The organism is Psychromonas sp. MME1 (genome assembly GCF_041080865.1).
Classification (GTDB): Bacteria; Pseudomonadota; Gammaproteobacteria; order Enterobacterales; family Psychromonadaceae; genus Psychromonas.
Genome location: NZ_CP160906.1, coordinates 588290 through 607222 on the forward strand (window position 1 = coordinate 588290; position 18933 = coordinate 607222).

Sequence of the window (18933 nt, forward strand, 5' to 3'; positions counted from 1 at the left end):
ACTAATTTTTAAACTATGAGAAAAATAAAATGATCACACAGCTAATAACAAAAATAATAGGCAGTCGTAACGACCGTTATATCAAACAACTCCGTAAAATTGTTAATGAAATAAATAAAATTGAACCGGAAATACAATCATTATCGGATCAAGAACTAAAAGCTAAAACGGTTGAATTTCAAGAGCGTATTGCAGCCGGAGAGAGCATTGATGATGTCCTTGTGGAAGCTTTTGCTGTCGTTCGTAGCGCTTCTGAGCGTGTGTTTGGGATGCGTCATTTTGATGTGCAACTTATTGGCGGAATGGTCTTAAATGAAAATAAAATTGCAGAAATGCGTACTGGTGAAGGTAAAACGCTAACGGCAACCTTACCTGCTTATTTGAATGCGTTGACGGGTAAAGGGGTACATATTATTACCGTCAATGATTATTTGGCACAACGTGATGCTCAATGGAATGCAAAATTATTTGAATTTTTAGGTTTAACCGTTGGTATTAATATCGCGGGCCTGACGCCTGAACAAAAACGAGCAGCCTATGCAGCTGATATTACCTATGGTACTAACAATGAATTTGGCTTTGATTACCTTCGCGATAATATGGCCTTTGAGGTTCAGCAACGTGTTATGCGTCCATTGCATTATGCTATTATCGATGAAGTCGATTCTATTTTAATTGATGAAGCTCGGACACCATTAATCATTTCAGGCCCAACTGATGGCGACTCTTCGCTTTATACACAATTAAATACGGTTATTCCATTACTTAGTAAGCAAGATAAAGAAGATACTGAGGAATATATTGGAGAAGGGGATTACACCGTTGATGAAAAAAGCAAGCAAGTTTTATTAACAGAACGTGGTCAAGAAAAAGTAGAGAAAATTTTACAAGAGCGTGGTTTATTAGAAGAAAATCAATCATTGTATGCTGCTGCGAGTATTAGTTTATTGCACCATGTAAATGCTGCATTACGTGCTCATACACTCTTTGAAAAAGATGTCGAATATATTGTCAATGATCAAGGTGAAGTGGTCATCGTTGATGAACATACTGGGCGTACCATGCCTGGTCGTCGTTGGTCAGAAGGCTTACACCAAGCCGTTGAAGCGAAAGAAGGTGTAAAAATTCAAAATGAGAATCAAACATTAGCCTCTATTACTTTCCAAAATTTCTTCCGTTTATATAAAAAACTAGCCGGCATGACTGGTACTGCGGATACTGAAGCTTTTGAGTTTCAATCTATTTATGGTTTAGAAACCATTGTATTACCGACTAATAAACCGATGATCCGTAAAGATGGTGGTGATTTAGTTTATCTAACCGATGAAGAAAAGTATCAAGCAATTGTAGCTGATATTAAAACGCGTGTAGAGCGTCGTCAGCCTGTTTTGATCGGCACCGTCTCTATCGAAAACTCCGAACTTTTGTCAAACTTAATGGATAAAGCGAAGATAAAACATAGTGTTTTGAATGCCAAATTCCATGCAAAAGAAGCGGATATTATTGCCAATGCCGGTGCTTTAGGTGTTGTGACGATTGCAACTAATATGGCTGGTCGTGGTACTGACATCGTTTTAGGTGGTAATTTGCAGGCTCGCCTTGCAAAATTAGGTGAATTGACAACTGAGCAAATAGAAGCAGAGACTGAAAAGTGGAAAGCTGAGCACAAAATGGTGCTAGAAGCCGGTGGGCTTTACATTGTTGGTACTGAACGCCATGAGTCGCGCCGTATTGATAACCAGTTACGGGGGCGAGCAGGGCGTCAGGGTGATCCTGGGGAGAGCCGTTTTTATCTCTCGATGGAAGATTCTTTGATGCGAATTTTTGCTTCAGAAAAAGTCTCCAATATGATGAAAAAAATGGGCATGGAAAATGGCGAAGCCATTGAACATCCTTGGGTTACGCGTGCTATTGAAAATGCACAACGTAAAGTTGAAGGGCGTAACTTTGATATGCGTAAGTCATTATTAGATTACGATGACGTGGCTAACGATCAACGTAAAATAGTATATCAACAGCGTAATGGCGTGATGGATAGCGATGATATTGGTGAAACAATTGAGCAAATTTGGGGGGATGTATTTAATCGTATTATTGATGAATATGTGCCACAAAACTCGCTAACAGAACAGTGGGATCTTGAGGGGTTAGAGCTACGCCTTAAAAATGACTTTTTAATCAATCTTCCGGTTCAACAGTGGCTTGTCGATGATGCTAATTTACAAGAAGAGACTATTCGTGAAAATATTCTCACTTATGCCAAAGAGAGTTACGCTGCTAAAAAAGAGTTGGTTGGAGAGGAGATCATCGCCTCATTTGAAAAATCTGTTATGTTGCAAACGATCGATTCTCTGTGGAAGGAGCATTTAGCTGCGATGGATCATCTGCGTCAAGGTATCCATTTACGTGGCTATGCACAAAAAGATCCTAAACAAGAGTATAAACGAGAATCCTTTGAAATGTTCTTAGCTATGTTGGATAACTTAAAAACCGATGTGGTTATGATTTTATCTAAAGTGCAAGTGCAAAGCAGGGAAGAGGTTGATGCGATTGCAGAGCAACGCAGACAAGCAGAAGCTATGGCTAAAATTGAAATGCAACATGCACAAGCGAGCAATGGTGAACTAACACAAAGTGATGAACAGGCAGATAGTCATGAAACATTTGTTAGAGAACAGCCTAAAGTTGGCCGTAACGAACCTTGTCCATGTGGTTCAGGTAAAAAGTATAAACAGTGTCATGGTAAGCTAAGTTAATTAAGTAATATATTAAATAAAACTAAAAGGCGCTTAATGATAGCGCCTTTTTTATTTCTTAGATAATCTCAATATGTTTGAGGTTGGCTGATGATTGTATTTAGCGATTGAGCATTAAATTATACCAATCGGATAAATTGCTAGAGTAACTATGCTGGTTAAAATGATTCTTGTTTGGAGTCGCGCAAATGATTATCCACTTACGCTAGAACTAGAACTCATTCTTTATTTTACATAATATTCAATGTCAAATTTAATCCGATTGGTATTATTGTTGTAACATTGGTTATGAGCAAATTATTTTAGTCATTTGCAACTGCTGTTATGCTGTAATTTAATGTCGAATCATTTACACGAACCACATATCGTCCTGCTAGTGTAGTGTAAATATCTGCACCTGATTGCTCAATAATGCCATCTTGATTACTATCGCCATAATTGTTTGACCAATCACCATTTAGATCGAACTTGTAACGTTGTTCTGTTTGACCATTAAAATCTATAGTTATCTCCCAAGTATTGTCCGTAACTAATAGCATTGCGCTCGCTGCCCAGTTATTTGGGGTTCCTCGGAAATATAGCTGGTTAAAATTCTTAGCTGTTATTGGATTGTTATCACCAATTTTTACCATTTTGTAGGCTAGGGTCAAATCATTAACCTCAATGAGATAGGTACCAGATACAGATGTGTAAATGTCTGCACCAGACTGCTCTAAAGTGCCGTCATGGTTACTATCGCCATAATTATTTTGCCAATCACCATTAAGATCAAATTTGAAACGCTGATCCGTTTGGCCATCAAAGTTAACTGTTATTTGCCAAGTATTGTCTGCAACTAATGACATTGCACTGGTTGACCAGTTGTTTGCTGTGCCTCTAAAGTACAATTGTGCAAAGTTTTTAGCGTTATTACCATTATCAATAGTTAAAGTAACATCCGTTGATGCAATAGCTCCTTCATTATCTGTAATAGTAACCGTAAAGGTTGTAGTCATATCTAGAGTCACAGTAATTTCTGGCGTTGTTGCACCATTACTCCATAGATAACTCACTATAGAGCCATCTTGATCCGTTGAATTTGTAGCAGATAAAGTCACAGCTTCACCTTGTTCAACAGTTTGGCTAGAAGGCGATATCACAGCAATAGGTGGGATGTTTTCAGGTACAGTTAATGTAATTGAGGTAACACTCGTTGCCCCTTCATTGTCAGTGACTGTTAAGGTAATGGTTTGCGTCTCATTGATTGTAATTGGCAAGGTGACACCACTTGCTCCTGTGCTCCAACTATAATCAACAATTGAACCATCACTATCGCTTGATGTGGATGCATCAAGTGTTAGTGTTGTTCCTTTAGCTACAGTTTGACTGCCTTGACTAATTTTCGCGACAGGTCGCTGGTTGTTGCTTAACTCTTCAGGCGTGCCAGATTTAACGACTCCTGCATTAAACTGCCAGATGCCTTCACCTACCGAGTAATTTTGACCACCATTATTATCCCATGTGCCTGCACAGTTGTTAGTAACAAATTCAAGTTTATTATCGTCTTCAAGTGAAACACTATAGGTATACCAGTTTTCGCCTAAACTAAGCATTTCAACACCTGGTGCAACAGTCCATGTCACAGTGCCATCGACCGTATAATGGAAGCATACTTTGCCCCAGCTATTAGTATCTTTGTAATAAATAGTTGAGCTAACACTTTCACCTATTATTTTTAAAGTTACGGTAGCTAATCTTGATGCACCTTTGTCATCAGTAACAGTGACAGTGTAAGTGCTTTTTTCATTAACGGTTACATCGATACTAACTCCCGTTTCACCTGTACTCCAAATATAACTAACAATTTCTCCGTCGGGATCAGTTGAATCGGCCGCGCTTAATGTAACCACAGTGCCTGCTTCAACTTCTTTACTTGCTGGTGTTATAACTGCGATAGGGCTTTTATTTCCAGGAACAACATTGGCAGTAAAGAAAAGCGATTCACCAGCTATATCACCATTAATATCTTCAATAATTTGACCAGCTTCACTTTTAAAGCGACCAGTACCGACATAAACCTGTTGAATATCACTACGTGTAACATTTCCTTTGCTATCGGTTGCTTCTATATAATAATCCAATAATTGATCTTGGTATTTATTAAAGTAGCTGTAATACATATCACCGATTTTTTGAGCAGGAACAACACTAAACATTCGTTCACCAGAAGGCTGCCAAGAAACACCATTGATATCAGGTGATAAATCTCGAACTTTCATGGTAACCGTTTCCCAATCACCAACGCGTGATGGATTGACATTTGCGTCGGCACTATGAGCTTCTGGGTTATATAGTTTAAATGTTTTATCTTTTGCATCGGCACGTTTGTTAGTATGGACGCGGACTTTAACTTGTACGTTGGTTATGCCACTGACATCGTATGCGTAGGTATAAATTGCAAAGGTAGTGTCCGCATAGATTGTTGCCCAACCTTCTGCTTTACTACTATTTGCACTACCTGGATTATAAGGATAACGTTGTGGCCACCAAACAGAAGGGCCTGTTTTATCTTTTACTAACTTAGCGTCAACATATGGCATTGAGAAACTTAAGGATTGATTAAACGAGACTGTGGGTTTAACACCATCATCGACATTTTCATCGTAATAACCAAAACCAGAATCAATCGATGCTAATAAGAAATACCAACTTAACTCAGCAGGGTTTGCTCCGCCCGCATAATTATTGTTTTCATCCCCTTTAACAGGATAAGACATCATCCATGGGTTGAGTTGATTGCCTTCATAAGTGACCTGGTGATCTCGCTCTGTTGTTGGTTTCCAGTGATTAGGGTTTGCATCTAGCCATATTTGTTCTGCTGTTTTAGCATAATTCTCTGCAGCTTGTAGCAATGCAAAATTACGCTCTAAATAATGATACCCGAGTTCTAATGAAACCATGTGTGTGCGTGTTGCAGTAAAGTCGGTACCGTTTGCCATGTTGAAGGCACTCATTTGAGTATCCCAAACACCCATAGGAATATGCCAATGATACCAAGTTGGATCTGCGGATGAATCACGTGTATCTATCCATGAACCATCTTGAACATGAACAATATCATTAGCTGGGATTGGGTTGGCTTGTAAATATTCATCTACTCCCATGCCAGTTACACCGCCATCAGAGTATGTGATATTTCCAGATGATGCCCAAGTTCCACCATCGCCAGCGCGGCCTCCTGAGTTATCTCCATCATGTGCGATAACAAAATATTGTTTACGGCCAAGTGTCCCTGCTTCACCTTCAAATGGCTTCAATGCAGAGGCAGTCACACTACCTTGATAACCTTCTTCCCATGAGCTTGCTTGTTCTACGGGAATACCTGCAACAGTATGTTCTTCGCCAGTTGAGGGGTCAACGTATTGTACCCAATGAGGAATAGAGGCAAATGGAAACTTATTAAAAGTCGTTTGCTGTTCATTAAACATGTGTAACTCAACCCAGTCTCCTAGGTTACTTTCATTTTGTAAATCAGCTCGGTTAGGAGGGGAGATAAGCGTATCTTTACCTGGGTCATTCAGGTATGGGTAATCACGTAATGTACGAGAATAATGGACATTACCTAATACTGACCACTCGATCCCCAATTTTGTCAAAGCAGGGATAATACGTTCAGAAAAACCTAACTCTGTAGGAAAGAAGCCTTTTGAAGATTTAAATGAATCTCCTAAAAAGTAATCTTGTGCCAAGGTTACATTTTGATAAATAAGATCTTTTAAGAAATATTCATTTCCGACTAATGGTCCCATTGTGTGGTGTCCAGCGAAATGAATAGTATCGAGTGCATTATGACCGTTGGCGGTTTTGGTGCTATTCTGAGTATTTTTCCAGTAATTTCCCCAACCTAAATTATATCCATCCAAATTACCAAGCTCGGCAAAGCTTTGTACATTGTTTATGACAGAAGCTGACATTGTCACGTGGGTTTGGCTAAGAGGGTGATTATTTTTATTATTTAAAGCGGTATCCATAGGCCAGCTTAAATAGGCCCCTGTTTTAGCATGATGCGAGTAATATGCGACAAGGTCATCATGTGGCATAGGCGCACCGCTATCTGGAATAAAAAAGGTGTAATTAGCTGGTGGGTTAGTTTTCAAATTGATGACTTGACCATCATAGGTATAGCGTATTGGTGCTCCAACGGGTAGATCATCGTATTTAGTCACATCGTAATAAGGCCAAAAGTTTGGCATATGATTATGGTATATATGTGTAGCTGCTATTTCCGCTTGTACGTTAATAGCACCCATTACCAAACCTAAGGTAAATATCTTCTTCATTATCGAATCCTTTCAACACATTATTAATTTAAATCATAATGTGAAGGTTTTTATATTAAAACTTGCAGAAGTTATAATAGATATTTTTTGTTACATGTCCGTATAACCTATCAGTGGCTCCTGCCCAAAGATGCACCTGCATCGTAACTTCACCTTTATCACATAACGATTAATTTATCTCTTTGAAAGTTATAGTAATAAATAAGGTTGGAGGATAATACATGAAACAAATAAGGGGGCGATTAAATAACAAACATTTTGGTCGCAAAAAGAGCAAATAAAGTTTATTTAATGATCGCTTTTATGAGCAGGGTAGGATAAATGCCAATAATCTAATTTGCAGATCATCTATTTTTTCTGAGTAAAAGATATTCTATTAAGCTTAAAAAGCAGTAATTTGGTGTTATTTTATGAAAATATTCACCAATTTTAGCGCTATTTTGAACAGCTTTTTGTGATTATTTTGGGGAGATGAATGCAAGTGATAAGTATAAAGCGCAAAGAGGCTTTGCGCTTAAATAAAACAATTGATTATGCGTTATTTTTACGAATAACCGTTAACAACTCTTTTAATAGTTTTGGGTTAGATGCTACAACATTGCCAGTTTTCATATAGTCATTGCCACCATTAAAGTCTGTGACTATGCCGCCAGACTCTTTTATTAGTAGTTCACCTGCTGCGATGTCCCATGGTTTTAAACCAAATTCCCAGAAACCATCCATACGACCTGCTGCAACGTAAGCAAGATCAAGTGCAGCACTACCGCTACGACGCATATCTGAAACATCTAAAAAGAGCTCTTTAAAGATGTTTAAGTAAGTTTCAGTGTGATGTTTTTGTTTAAATGGAAATCCAGTTGCTATCAATGTTCCTGATAATTTAGGCACAGAATTGATACGTGTTCGGTAACCATTTAATTGTGCACTTTGGCCTTTAACAGCAGAGAAAAGTTCATTACGAATTGGATCGAAAACAATACCGACTTCGGTACGACCTTTAATTTTTAAGGCAATTGATACAGCAAAATGAGGAATGCCGTGGATAAAGTTAGTGGTTCCATCTAGGGGATCAATAATCCATTGGTAATCCTTGTCTTTACCTTCATCGATACCAGACTCTTCAGCAATAAAGCAGTGGTCTGGGTATGATTTACGTAATGTACCAATGATTGCAAGTTCAGCTTCTTTATCAACGCTGCTAACGTAATCATTTAATGATTTTTCTTCAACTTCAACTGACTCTAAATTTTCAAAGCCTTTAACAATTACTTTACCTGCATTTCGCGCAGCACGAATCGCAATATTTAACATTGGATGCATTGGATCACCATTAGATTTTAAAAGAACATTGAAGGGAGATTCCTTCGGCGCAAAATTATACAGAGATCACACAAATCTGCAAATTATTTAAACAATATATCGACAAAACAGATAAAAATCTTCGCCGCTCCCTTAGTTTGTTTGTCATGCAAATAATGGTAAACTCTGCCCATTTAAATTTTAGCTCAACGACCAAGGAATACACATGTTAGAAAATGTGCGCATTATACTGATTGGAACGTCTCATCCGGGAAATATTGGCAGCGCAGCAAGAGCGATGAAAACCATGGGGTTATCAAACTTAGTATTAGTTGCTCCTGAATGTGACATTGATGGTAAATCCGTTGCACTATCAGCGGGAGCCTCTGATTTGCTGAAAAATCATCAATTATTTGCAACCTTAGATGAAGCGATTGCAGATTGTGGTTTAGTTATTGGTGCGAGTGCGCGTCCTCGTACATTAGATTGGCCTATGTTAGATCCCCGTGAAATGGGTGAGAAAGCGGTTATTGAGGGTAAAAAACACCCAATAGCGTTAGTTTTTGGTCGTGAAAATAGTGGTTTGACTAACGATGAATTGCAAAAGTGCCATTTTCACGTTTTTATTCCTGCTAACCCTGAATATAGTTCACTTAATTTAGCAATGGCAGTGCAAACATTAAGTTATGAAGTTCGCATGGCCTTTTTAGCCGATAAAGCCTATCCAGAACAACAGGAAGAGTATCCGTTGGCGAATGAAATAGAGGGGATGTTTGAACATCTTGAGCAAACGCTAACGGATACCCGTTTTATTGTACCTCACCCCGGTTTAGTGATGACTAAATTACGTCGCTTTTTCAATCGAGCTCGCCCAGAGGTTAAAGAGTTACGCATGTGGCGTGGGATTTTTAGTAGCATCCAAAAATCGATATCCAGCGATAACAAAGCCGCCGAGCACGATAAATAGCTCAACAAATGTTTAGAAAAAACCTAGTAAAGCATGTGGTTTTTTACTTGACTGAAATTGTCAGGTATATATAATTACACTTATACAGTCATGGAAACTATTTATTTCCCACTACATAAGTGATGCATTATGAAATTAACTTCAAAGGGTCGTTATGCGGTAACGGCAATGTTAGATGTCGCGATTAAAGAGCATACCGGGCCGGTGCCCTTAGCTGATATATCTGAACGTCAAGGCATATCGCTTTCTTACTTAGAGCAGTTGTTCTCTAAATTACGTAAAAATAATTTAGTGAGTAGTGTCAGAGGTCCTGGTGGCGGTTATAAATTAGGACGTCCACGTAATGAAATATCCGTGGCGATGATTATTGATGCGGTGAATGAATCTATTAATATTCGTAAATGCTCTGGCAATGGTGGTTGCACCGATGATGGGGTGCAATGTTTAACACACTCATTATGGGCGCAGTTAAGCGACCGAATTAGTTCGTTTTTAGATGATATTACCCTTGAAGAGTTAATGTCTTCTGACCATGTGCAACATATATCTGAAATTCAAAATAATAAATACAATCAAACTGCGCAACTTAATGTGAAATCTCAATAACGATAATGTTAGCAGTGGAGAGAAAAATGAAATTACCGATTTACCTTGATTACGCAGCAACTAACCCCGTTGATCCACGTGTTGCTGAAAAAATGATGCAATTTTTAACGATGGATGGTGAGTTTGGTAATCCAGCCTCTCGTTCTCATCGTTTTGGCTGGCAAGCCGAAGAGGCTGTAGATATTGCTCGTGAACAAATTGCTGACCTTATTAATGCAGATCCCCGAGAAATTGTTTTTACATCGGGGGCTACCGAGTCCGATAATCTTGCGATTAAAGGTGCTGCGCATTTTTACGGTAAAAAAGGCAAGCATATTATCACTTCAAAAACTGAGCATAAGGCGGTTTTAGATTCATGTCGTCAATTAGAGCGTGAAGGTTACGAAGTCACTTATCTTGATCCACAGGCTGATGGCATAGTAACACCTCAACAACTGCAAGCAGCATTACGAGAAGATACCGTGTTAGTGAGTTTGATGCATGTTAATAATGAGATTGGCGTGATTCAAGATATTGCCGCATTTGCTGAATTATGCCGTGCCAATAAAACAATATTACACGTTGATGCAGCGCAAAGTGCCGGTAAAGTAGAGATTGATGTGCAAACAATGAAAGTTGACTTGATCTCTTTTTCTGCTCATAAGATATATGGTCCAAAAGGGATTGGCGCATTATATGTGTGCCGTAAACCGCGTGTTCGTTTAGAAGCGCAAATACACGGTGGTGGTCACGAACGAGGTATGCGTAGCGGGACACTGGCAACCCATCAAATTGTTGCAATGGGAGAAGCTTTCCGTATTGCTAAAGAGGAAATGGCGACCGAAAATGAGCGTATTCTGGCATTACGTAATCGCTTATTAGACGGTGTAAGTGATATGGAAGAGGTTTATGTCAACGGCTCAATGGAACATCGAGTCGCGGGTAATATCAATATTAGCTTTAACTATGTTGAAGGTGAGTCATTGGTTATGGCGCTGAAAGATTTGGCTGTCTCTTCGGGAAGTGCTTGTACTTCAGCGAGCCTTGAACCTTCCTATGTATTAAGAGCAATTGGTCGTGATGATGAATTAGCGCATAGTTCAATTCGTTTTAGTATTGGGCGCTTTACTACTGCCGAAGAAATTGATTACGCTATTAAAATCATTCGTGAAAATATCGGTCGTCTACGTGATATGTCACCACTTTGGGATATGTACAAAGAAGGCATTGATATCAATAGTATTGAATGGTCTCACCACTAATTCAGGCGCATTAAAATTAATTAGAAAAGGATAAATATCATGGCTTATAGTGAAAAAGTAATCGACCATTATGAAAACCCACGTAACGTTGGCTCATTTGATAAAAATGATGCAAGTGTAGCAACGGGCATGGTTGGTGCGCCAGCCTGTGGCGATGTAATGAAGCTACAACTAAAAATAGATGATAATGGCATTATTTCTGATGCGAAATTCAAAACTTATGGGTGCGGTAGTGCGATTGCTTCAAGTTCATTGGTAACTGAGTGGGTTAAAGGTAAAACGCTTGAACAAGCGAGTGAAATTACCAATACTGAAATCTCTGCTGAATTAGCTTTGCCCCCAGTGAAAATACATTGTTCTATTTTGGCAGAGGATGCAATTAAAGCTGCAATTGCAGATTATAAAAGTAAGCATCCAAATAAGTAGTTCATATTCTTAACTTGTATCAAATAATCGACAAGTTAGGTATTATTAATGTTTTTTAAGAAATTATTAGTGTGTAATTGGAGTGGATTTTGGCAATCACAATGACTGAACCTGCAGCTAAACATGTGGCTGCTTTTCTCGCAAATCGCGGTAAAGGAATTGGCTTACGTCTAGGCGTTAAAACATCTGGTTGTTCGGGCATGGCTTATGTCCTTGAATTTGTAGATGCACTCAATGATGACGATGTTGTCTTTATCGATAAAGGTGTGAAAGTTGTTGTTGATAAAAAGAGCTTGGTATATCTTGATGGCACACAATTGGACTTTGTTAAAGAAGGGCTTAATGAAGGCTTTGAATTTAATAACCCCAATACTAATGGCGAGTGTGGTTGTGGTGAAAGCTTTAGCGTTTAACCTATAACCGATAATAATAACGCCTTTTATCTTATAAATTGCTAAGATAGAGGCGTTTTTTTAAATCAACCTTCGCTAGGATATTGTTTTGAATTATTTTGAGTTATTTTCTCTTCCCGTCGCATTTCAAATTGATCAAGCCCGCTTATCTGAAATTTATCGAGAACTACAAAAACAGGCGCATCCAGATAAATTTGCGATGCATGATGATGCCCAACGTTTGCGCGCGATGCAACAAAGTACCGAAATTAACGATGCTTACCAAACGTTAAAAAACAGCTGTTTACGTGCACAATATATGCTCTCCCTTGTTGGGGTAGATATGGCGATGGAACAAAAAACATTGCAGGATACTACTTTTTTGATGCAACAGATGGAGTGGCGAGAGCGCATTGCTGACTTTACCGATCAAGACGAAGATGAGATAGACCTTTTTGCTATCCAGATTAAGCGTCAAGTTGCTAGCCTTGAGTCTTTGATTGCAGAGCAACTGCAAAATAAAAATTTTCAAGCAGCTGCAGATAGTGTTAGAAAACTTAAATTTATGTCCAAACTACAAACAGAACTTGAATTAGTTGAAGAAAAGCTTTTCGACTGAAAATAAGCGTAAAACAGGATAACAAACGATGGCATTACTTCAAATTGCAGAGCCTGGTTTATCGGCGGCTCCCCATCAGCATAAACTTGCTGTCGGTATTGATTTAGGCACAACAAACTCCTTAGTGGCCAGCGTACGAAGTGGCGTAGCGGCAACACTTGTTGACCATCAGCAACAGGATATGCTTCCTTCTGTGATCCATTATGGCGATGAGCAAATTACCGTCGGACGGACAGCGCAGGATTATCTTCTTAGCGATCCCGTTAATACCTTAGTGTCGGTAAAAAGATTTATCGGTAAGTCATTAACGGATATCGATACAACACACGTTCCCTATCACTTTAGTGAACATGAAAGTGGTTTGTTACAAATAGATACCCGTCAAGGCCCGATTAATGCGATACAAGCTTCTAGTGAAATTTTAAAAGCATTAAGCGCACGTGCTAATGAAGCCCTGCAAGGAGAGTTAGACGGTGTGGTGATCACTGTCCCTGCCTATTTCGATGATGCTCAGCGCCAAGGTACAAAAGATGCGGCGCGTTTGGCTGGATTACATGTTTTACGTCTATTGAATGAACCCACCGCAGCAGCGATTGCTTATGGTTTGGACTCTGCGCAAGAGGGGGTGATTGCAGTTTATGATTTAGGTGGCGGTACCTTTGATATCTCCATTTTACGCCTGCATAAAGGCGTTTTTGAAGTGCTAGCAACGGGCGGTGATTCAGCCCTAGGCGGCGATGATTTTGACCTTACCATCGTCGATTGGATCCGTACGCAAGCCAATATTTGTGGAACGGTCACCCCTCAATTACAGCAGGAATTATTACAGGTGGCACGCTCAGCCAAACAGGCTCTTAGCGCGCAGTCACAGGTGACTATCGAATTGCAGGATAAACAGATATCGCTGACCTTAACGCGCAGTGAATTTGAAACGCTCATTAATCAGCTGGTTAAAAAAACCATTCGAGCCTGTAAACGGGCGGTAAAAGATGCCTCAATATCATTGACCGATATCGTTGAAGTGGTCATGGTAGGTGGGTCAACTCGAATACCAATGGTTCGCGAACAAGTGAGTCACTACTTTGGGCGAGAGGTTTTAACATCCATAGATCCCGATAAAGTGGTTGCCATTGGTGCGGCTATTCAAGCGGATATCTTGGTTGGTAATAAACCTGATTCAGAAATGTTATTACTAGATGTATTACCGCTATCTCTCGGTTTAGAGACGATGGGCGGATTAGTTGAAAAAGTTATTCCGCGCAATACCACGATTCCCGTGGCGCGAGCACAGGAATTTACTACCTTTAAAGATGGTCAAACGGCGATGCTTATCCATGTCTTGCAGGGTGAACGTGAAATGGTTGATGATTGTCGTTCATTAGCGCGCTTTGTTTTAACCGATATACCACCAATGGCGGCTGGTGCCGCTCATATTCGTGTGACATTCCAAGTCGATGCAGATGGTTTACTAAGTGTCAGTGCGATGGAGAAATCCTCTGGAGTGCAAGCTCATATTGAGGTGAAACCTTCCTATGGTTTGAGTGATAACCAAGTGATGCAAATGTTGTCAGACTCAATGAGTCATGCGCAACAAGATATCCAGTTACGTATGTTGATTGAGCAGCAGGTCGAAGTTAAACGTGTTGTAGAAAATTTACAGGCGGCATTATTTAAAGATGGTAAACAGTTGTTATCAGAGCATGAGTATCAAGCAATTGTTGAAAATATTGCACAACTTGAAATAATTGCCCAGGGGAGTGATGTTGAGGCGATCAAACAAGCATTAACTGATATCGATAAATTAACGGATCACTATGCATCATTACGCATGGATGCCTCTATTAAACAAGCATTAACAGGTAAGTCTGTTAAGCAAATATAAATTTCTTTACTAGAATAAGGTGCTATTAAGATGGCCAAAGTAATATTTTTACCCCACCAAGAATTGTGCCCCGATGGTTTAGTGGTTGAGGCGCAGGAGGGGGAGACAATTTTAGATGTCGCATTAAAAAATCATATTGATATTGAGCATGCCTGTGAAAAATCCTGTGCCTGTACCACCTGTCATGTGATTGTTCGAGAAGGTTTTGATTCCCTTGATGAAAGCGATGAGCTAGAAGATGATATGCTAGATAAAGCATGGGGGTTGGAGCCTGAATCGCGCTTAGGTTGCCAAGCTTGTGTTCGCGATGAAGATTTAGTGGTTGAAATCCCTAAATACACCGTCAATATTGTTTCGGAAAATCATTAAGTAACGATTATAAATCGGAGGTGAATATGCCATTAAAGTGGATCGACTCGACTGAGTTAGCATTAGCATTACTGGAGAAATATCCAGATCAGGATCCAAGCAAGATTCGCTTTACCGATTTACGAGAATGGATCTTAACTTTAGATGATTTTTCAGATGATCCCAAACATTGTAATGAACGGATATTAGAAGCCGTGCAGCAATGTTGGATAGATGAGTTTTAGTTATTATTTTATACAAAACGTAAGCTTTGGCTTACGTTTTTGCTTACTAGGAAATAGAAAATGATGAGCAATGAATTACAAGTCTCTTTAAGCTTTGGTAAGGCGCCTGCTGCATGGGGCAAAGATGCGTTACTTAGTTTTAGCGAAGGCTCTGCGAAGATCCATTTAGATGATAATAAAGTGCTATTTACACAGGTACAAACAGCGGCTCGCACGTTAAATACAATGGCGATAGAAGCGATAAAATTAATTGGCACTGGCTGGGATAATGAACTCCGATGGGCTTTTTCTCAGGGATTTTATACGGCTAAAAAGGGGGCTCCAGTCGATTTCGGTGATATCAGTGAAAGTGATTTAGAGCAGCTTACTCAGCGTAAAAATATCATCGAATGGGTCAGAGAAACCGTCAATTTAGGTCCGCAAGCACTCTACCCTGAATTGTTGTGTGAAAAAGCGGTAGCACTGATTGAAAGTGTCTTACCCGCAGAGCAGACTATCACATACAATATTATCGCAGGAGAGGCATTATTAGAGGCTAATTACCAAGGAATCTATCAAGTAGGTAAGGGCAGCTCACGTGCCCCTTGTTTGCTTGAACTTGATTATAATCCAACGGCAGAGCAAGATGCCGTTGTTGATTATGCGTTGGTGGGTAAAGGGATCACCTTTGACTCTGGTGGTTATAGCTTGAAACCAAGTGATTCAATGGCCTATATGAAAAGTGATATGGGGGGAGCGGCAACGCTGACCGCTGCGCTTGCATTAGCAATCGCGAATGGTTTGCAAAAAAGAGTTAAATTATATCTTTGTTGTGCAGAAAATATGATCAGCAATAACGCATTAAAATTAGGGGATGTGATCACCTATAAAAATGGCATAACCGTTGAAGTATTAAACAGCGATGCTGAGGGACGTTTAGTGTTAGCCGATGGTCTGATTGCTGCGCAAGAGAGTAATGCGAAACGAATCATCGATGCTGCGACACTGACGGGGGCGGCTAAAATGGCAGTAGGTCGCGATTATAATTGTATTTTATCAATGGATGAAGGCCTAATCTCATCTGCTGTTAGATGTGCTAAAAGTGAAAATGAAAAGGTATGGCGTTTACCTTTAGAAGATTTCCACCTTAAACAAATTAGCTCCTCATTTGCCGATATTGCCAATATTCACAGCGGTGAAGGTATGGCGGGCGCATCGACAGCCGCCGCATTTTTAGCCAAATTCATTGACCAACCCGAGACAAATTGGATCCATTTCGACCTGTCAGGTAGTTATCAAGTCAGTGGTAATGGGTTGTGGGCTGTGGGCGGTAAAGGTCATGGCGTTCGTACAATAAGTAACATGCTTTTTTCTTGATTTTCATTTACAAAACCAGTTGTTAATTACTATTTTAAAGGTAGCCTGATGGTTACCTTTTTTATTTTTACGCCTTTCGTTTACTGGCTGAGTCGTCATGATTGAGCGTTGAAAATTTAATCTAAGACTTTTCCAATCCACTATATCGCAAAATTATTAGCGAACAATTTGATTCTAGTGCCATTAATAGATAATGTGATGATTCAATTAGATATATATAGCACGTTAATACAAAGTGAAATCCCCCTTTTGTTTACTTAATTTAGGTCAGAAATATTGTATTTAAGGGGCTGTATAATGGCATTTTAATATTTTAAATAAGGAATAATAATGAAACGCTTAATTCTTGTCACCTCCCCACCAGCAAGTGGCAAAACCTATATTTCCAAGCAATTAGCCAAAGCGCTTAAACATGTTGTCTATTTAGATAAAGATACACTTATTGTGCTATCTCACCAGATTTTTAAAGCCGCTAATGCAGAAGTGAACCGTAGTTCAGATTTTTTTGAAGAGCATATTCGTAATTACGAATATGATGCGATTTTAGCGCTGGCGATGGAAGCCTTGGAATATGAGGATATCGTACTCATTAATGCCCCTTTTACCCGTGAAATAAGAGATACCGCTTTTATTGATGCGTTGAAAGATAAGTTATTAGAAAAAAATGCCCGCCTAACCGTTGTTTGGGTAGCAACTGATATTGATGTTGTGAAACAGCGTATGATTGAACGAAATTCGCCGCGAGATACCTGGAAACTTGATAATTGGGATGAGTATATTAAAGGAGTTAATTTCGCGATTCCAAGCAGTATCGATGAAGCTCATATTCATGATGATTTATTGCTATTCCATAACTCTAATGAGGAGCAATACCAGCGCTCTATGCAGGATATTTTAGCCGTATTAGAGGCCAAGTAACTTTAGTGTTCATTACTCCTTAGTAATCAACTGCGATTGCTAAGGTGTGTTATTTGTCTATATTGTTGATAAGTTTATGTTTTTATTTCATATTCACCTAGCATAAATTCATGTTTCACTGCTACGGTATTGAACAGAAAATATATCTACTGTTTTTGATGACGGATTTGCACAGTTTTTCTCTTTTTTAACACATGTTATTTTACGCACTATCCTCCTATAGTTGCAGCACAAACTAAGGAGTTTCAATGACCATTACGAAAAATCAAAATGAAAACAATAAATCACATATAAACAGTGGATTATATAGGGTTATTAAGCTTGCTTTTCCTGTTGCGCTGCAAAGTGCTTTAGTTGCAATATTAGCCATAGCTGATGTGTTAATGGTTAGTGATTTCGGCCATGGTGCGACAGCGGCTGTTGGTATCGCATCAAAGTGGCAATTTGTTGCCATTATTATTATGGCTGGCATGGCATCGGCACATGGTGTTTTAGTCGCACAGTATTGGGGGAAAGGTGATGTCTCTGCGGCAAAAACTATTACCATATTAGTTATTAATTGTGGTACTAAATTACTGATTCCCATTACGCTAATGATCACATTACTTTCTGGTTACATTATGTTGTTGCAAACAACAGATAGTAACGTTATTGCATTAGGTTCAACTTACCTTTATTACAGCTTTCCTGTGTTGCTATTAACGCATTTAGTGATTGTTTCTGAATCAGCTTTACGCTCTTCAGGCGATACCGTTACGCCTTTATATCTAGGTATGATAACTATTATTGTTAATATTGCCTTAAACTTTTGGCTTATTAAAGGCGGATTAGGTGTACCCGCAATGGGGGTTGCTGGTGCTGCTTTAGCAACGACGATCTCACGTCTATTGCAAGTTATGCTTATGGTTGGATTATTGTACTGGCGTAAACATTGGTTATTCACAGTTATGCCATTAAAGGACTCTACATTTTTATGGAAATCGTATAAAAAACTTGCAGTTCCCTCTACTGCAAGTGCTTTAGTTTGGGCAATTGGTACGCTTGTTTATCAGATGGTTTTTGGCCATATGGGAACCACAGAACTGACGGTTTTCAGTATGATTGGCCCCTTTGAGTCTTTGTGTTATTCACTGTTTTTTGGTCTTTCAGTTGCTTGTTCTGTCTTATTGGGACAGTCATTGGGGAGAGATGATTTTGCCCAAGCATTAGATATGTCAAAATACTTTATCAAAATAGTATTGGTATTTGGCGGTATAATTGGGTTATTGCTCCTACTTGGCCAACACACCATTTTATCATGGTTAAACTTAGCCAGTGATGAACTTTACCCTCTTGCATCACCTGCATTAATGATATTTTGCTGTGCGATATGGTTACGTATGCTCAATATGATTATTATTAATGGGATGTTAAGAGCTGGAGGCGATAACCTGTTTTGTTTACGTATGGATTTTATCTCAACTTGGGTCGTTGGGGTTCCAGTACGGCATTTGCCGCTTTTGTTCTGCATTTAGATTTTAAATACGTCTATATGATGATGCTAAGTGAGGAGGTTGTAA

Annotated in this window: 15 protein-coding genes; 13 read left to right on the top strand and 2 right to left on the bottom strand. The window is 39.2% G+C overall.

Translation table 11 applies throughout. The annotated features are described in order from the left end of the window. The first annotated feature begins 29 nt into the window (after positions 1–29). Entirely contained in the window at positions 30–2756 is a 2727-nt protein-coding gene (gene secA, locus AB2N10_RS02890) for a preprotein translocase subunit SecA (protein ID WP_369434285.1), read from the top strand. Between the two features lie 302 nt (positions 2757–3058). Here the strand turns inward: secA and AB2N10_RS02895 are convergent, their stop codons facing one another. Both AB2N10_RS02895 and suhB read right to left on the bottom strand, forming a co-directional pair. Next, entirely contained in the window at positions 3059–7075 is a 4017-nt protein-coding gene (locus AB2N10_RS02895) for a PKD domain-containing protein (RefSeq protein WP_354625052.1), read from the bottom strand. A 531-nt stretch (positions 7076–7606) separates the two neighbouring features. After that, entirely contained in the window at positions 7607–8395 is a 789-nt protein-coding gene (gene suhB / locus AB2N10_RS02900; protein ID WP_354625053.1) for an inositol-1-monophosphatase, read from the bottom strand. Positions 8396–8600: 205 nt separating this feature from the next. Here suhB and trmJ point away from each other — a divergent pair, with 205 nt between their 5' ends. The 12 genes from trmJ to AB2N10_RS02960 all read left to right on the top strand — a co-directional run bounded on the left by trmJ (position 8601) and on the right by AB2N10_RS02960 (position 18888). Further along, positions 8601–9341, top strand: a complete 741-nt coding sequence (gene trmJ, locus AB2N10_RS02905; protein WP_369434286.1) for a tRNA (cytosine(32)/uridine(32)-2'-O)-methyltransferase TrmJ — start codon at positions 8601–8603, stop codon at positions 9339–9341. 129 nt (positions 9342–9470) lie between these two features. After that, positions 9471–9947 carry a Fe-S cluster assembly transcriptional regulator IscR gene (gene iscR, locus AB2N10_RS02910; RefSeq protein WP_354625054.1) on the top strand — a complete coding sequence of 159 codons (477 nt, stop codon included), beginning with the start codon at positions 9471–9473 and terminating at the stop codon, positions 9945–9947. 26 nt (positions 9948–9973) lie between these two features. Next, positions 9974–11188 (top strand): IscS subfamily cysteine desulfurase, encoded by a 1215-nt coding sequence (locus tag AB2N10_RS02915; RefSeq protein ID WP_354625055.1) that lies wholly within the window; start codon positions 9974–9976, stop codon positions 11186–11188. A gap of 39 nt (positions 11189–11227) precedes the next feature. Next, a complete protein-coding gene (gene iscU, locus AB2N10_RS02920) occupies positions 11228–11614 on the top strand; it encodes a Fe-S cluster assembly scaffold IscU (RefSeq protein WP_354625056.1) in 387 nt (128 codons plus the stop codon). An 89-nt stretch (positions 11615–11703) separates the two neighbouring features. Then, the gene (gene iscA, locus AB2N10_RS02925; RefSeq protein ID WP_354625057.1) at positions 11704–12027 is read left to right on the top strand and encodes an iron-sulfur cluster assembly protein IscA; all 324 of its coding nucleotides are present in this window, start codon (positions 11704–11706) and stop codon (positions 12025–12027) included. Between the two features lie 88 nt (positions 12028–12115). Continuing rightward, positions 12116–12625 (top strand): co-chaperone HscB, encoded by a 510-nt coding sequence (gene hscB / locus AB2N10_RS02930; protein WP_354625058.1) that lies wholly within the window; start codon positions 12116–12118, stop codon positions 12623–12625. Positions 12626–12653: 28 nt separating this feature from the next. Continuing rightward, entirely contained in the window at positions 12654–14507 is a 1854-nt protein-coding gene (gene hscA, locus AB2N10_RS02935; RefSeq protein WP_354625059.1) for a Fe-S protein assembly chaperone HscA, read from the top strand. Between the two features lie 30 nt (positions 14508–14537). Further along, entirely contained in the window at positions 14538–14876 is a 339-nt protein-coding gene (fdx, locus tag AB2N10_RS02940; RefSeq protein WP_354625060.1) for an ISC system 2Fe-2S type ferredoxin, read from the top strand. A gap of 26 nt (positions 14877–14902) precedes the next feature. Then, positions 14903–15100, top strand: coding sequence for a Fe-S cluster assembly protein IscX (gene iscX / locus AB2N10_RS02945; protein WP_354625062.1), 198 nt, complete (start codon positions 14903–14905; stop codon positions 15098–15100). A gap of 63 nt (positions 15101–15163) precedes the next feature. Continuing rightward, positions 15164–16456 carry an aminopeptidase PepB gene (gene pepB, locus AB2N10_RS02950; protein WP_369434645.1) on the top strand — a complete coding sequence of 431 codons (1293 nt, stop codon included), beginning with the start codon at positions 15164–15166 and terminating at the stop codon, positions 16454–16456. Between the two features lie 330 nt (positions 16457–16786). Beyond that, the gene (locus AB2N10_RS02955) at positions 16787–17374 is read left to right on the top strand and encodes an AAA family ATPase (RefSeq protein ID WP_354625064.1); all 588 of its coding nucleotides are present in this window, start codon (positions 16787–16789) and stop codon (positions 17372–17374) included. 248 nt (positions 17375–17622) lie between these two features. Next, positions 17623–18888, top strand: coding sequence for an MATE family efflux transporter (locus AB2N10_RS02960; RefSeq protein WP_369434287.1), 1266 nt, complete (start codon positions 17623–17625; stop codon positions 18886–18888). The last annotated feature ends 45 nt before the right edge of the window (positions 18889–18933 follow it).

Excerpts from the sequence above, each read along its gene's own strand:
- AB2N10_RS02895 (WP_354625052.1), bottom strand. The coding sequence starts at position 7,075 with ATGAAGAAGATATTTACCTTAGGTTTGGTAATGGGTGCTATTAACGTA.
- iscR (WP_354625054.1), top strand. The coding sequence starts at position 9,471 with ATGAAATTAACTTCAAAGGGTCGTTATGCGGTAACGGCAATGTTAGAT.
- iscX (WP_354625062.1), top strand. The coding sequence starts at position 14,903 with ATGCCATTAAAGTGGATCGACTCGACTGAGTTAGCATTAGCATTACTG.
- pepB (WP_369434645.1), top strand. The coding sequence starts at position 15,164 with ATGAGCAATGAATTACAAGTCTCTTTAAGCTTTGGTAAGGCGCCTGCT.
- hscA (WP_354625059.1), top strand. The coding sequence starts at position 12,654 with ATGGCATTACTTCAAATTGCAGAGCCTGGTTTATCGGCGGCTCCCCAT.
- secA (WP_369434285.1), top strand. The coding sequence starts at position 30 with ATGATCACACAGCTAATAACAAAAATAATAGGCAGTCGTAACGACCGT.
- trmJ (WP_369434286.1), top strand. The coding sequence starts at position 8,601 with ATGTTAGAAAATGTGCGCATTATACTGATTGGAACGTCTCATCCGGGA.
- AB2N10_RS02955 (WP_354625064.1), top strand. The coding sequence starts at position 16,787 with ATGAAACGCTTAATTCTTGTCACCTCCCCACCAGCAAGTGGCAAAACC.
- AB2N10_RS02915 (WP_354625055.1), top strand. The coding sequence starts at position 9,974 with ATGAAATTACCGATTTACCTTGATTACGCAGCAACTAACCCCGTTGAT.
- AB2N10_RS02960 (WP_369434287.1), top strand. The coding sequence starts at position 17,623 with ATGACCATTACGAAAAATCAAAATGAAAACAATAAATCACATATAAAC.
- suhB (WP_354625053.1), bottom strand. The coding sequence starts at position 8,395 with ATGCATCCAATGTTAAATATTGCGATTCGTGCTGCGCGAAATGCAGGT.
- fdx (WP_354625060.1), top strand. The coding sequence starts at position 14,538 with ATGGCCAAAGTAATATTTTTACCCCACCAAGAATTGTGCCCCGATGGT.
- iscU (WP_354625056.1), top strand. The coding sequence starts at position 11,228 with ATGGCTTATAGTGAAAAAGTAATCGACCATTATGAAAACCCACGTAAC.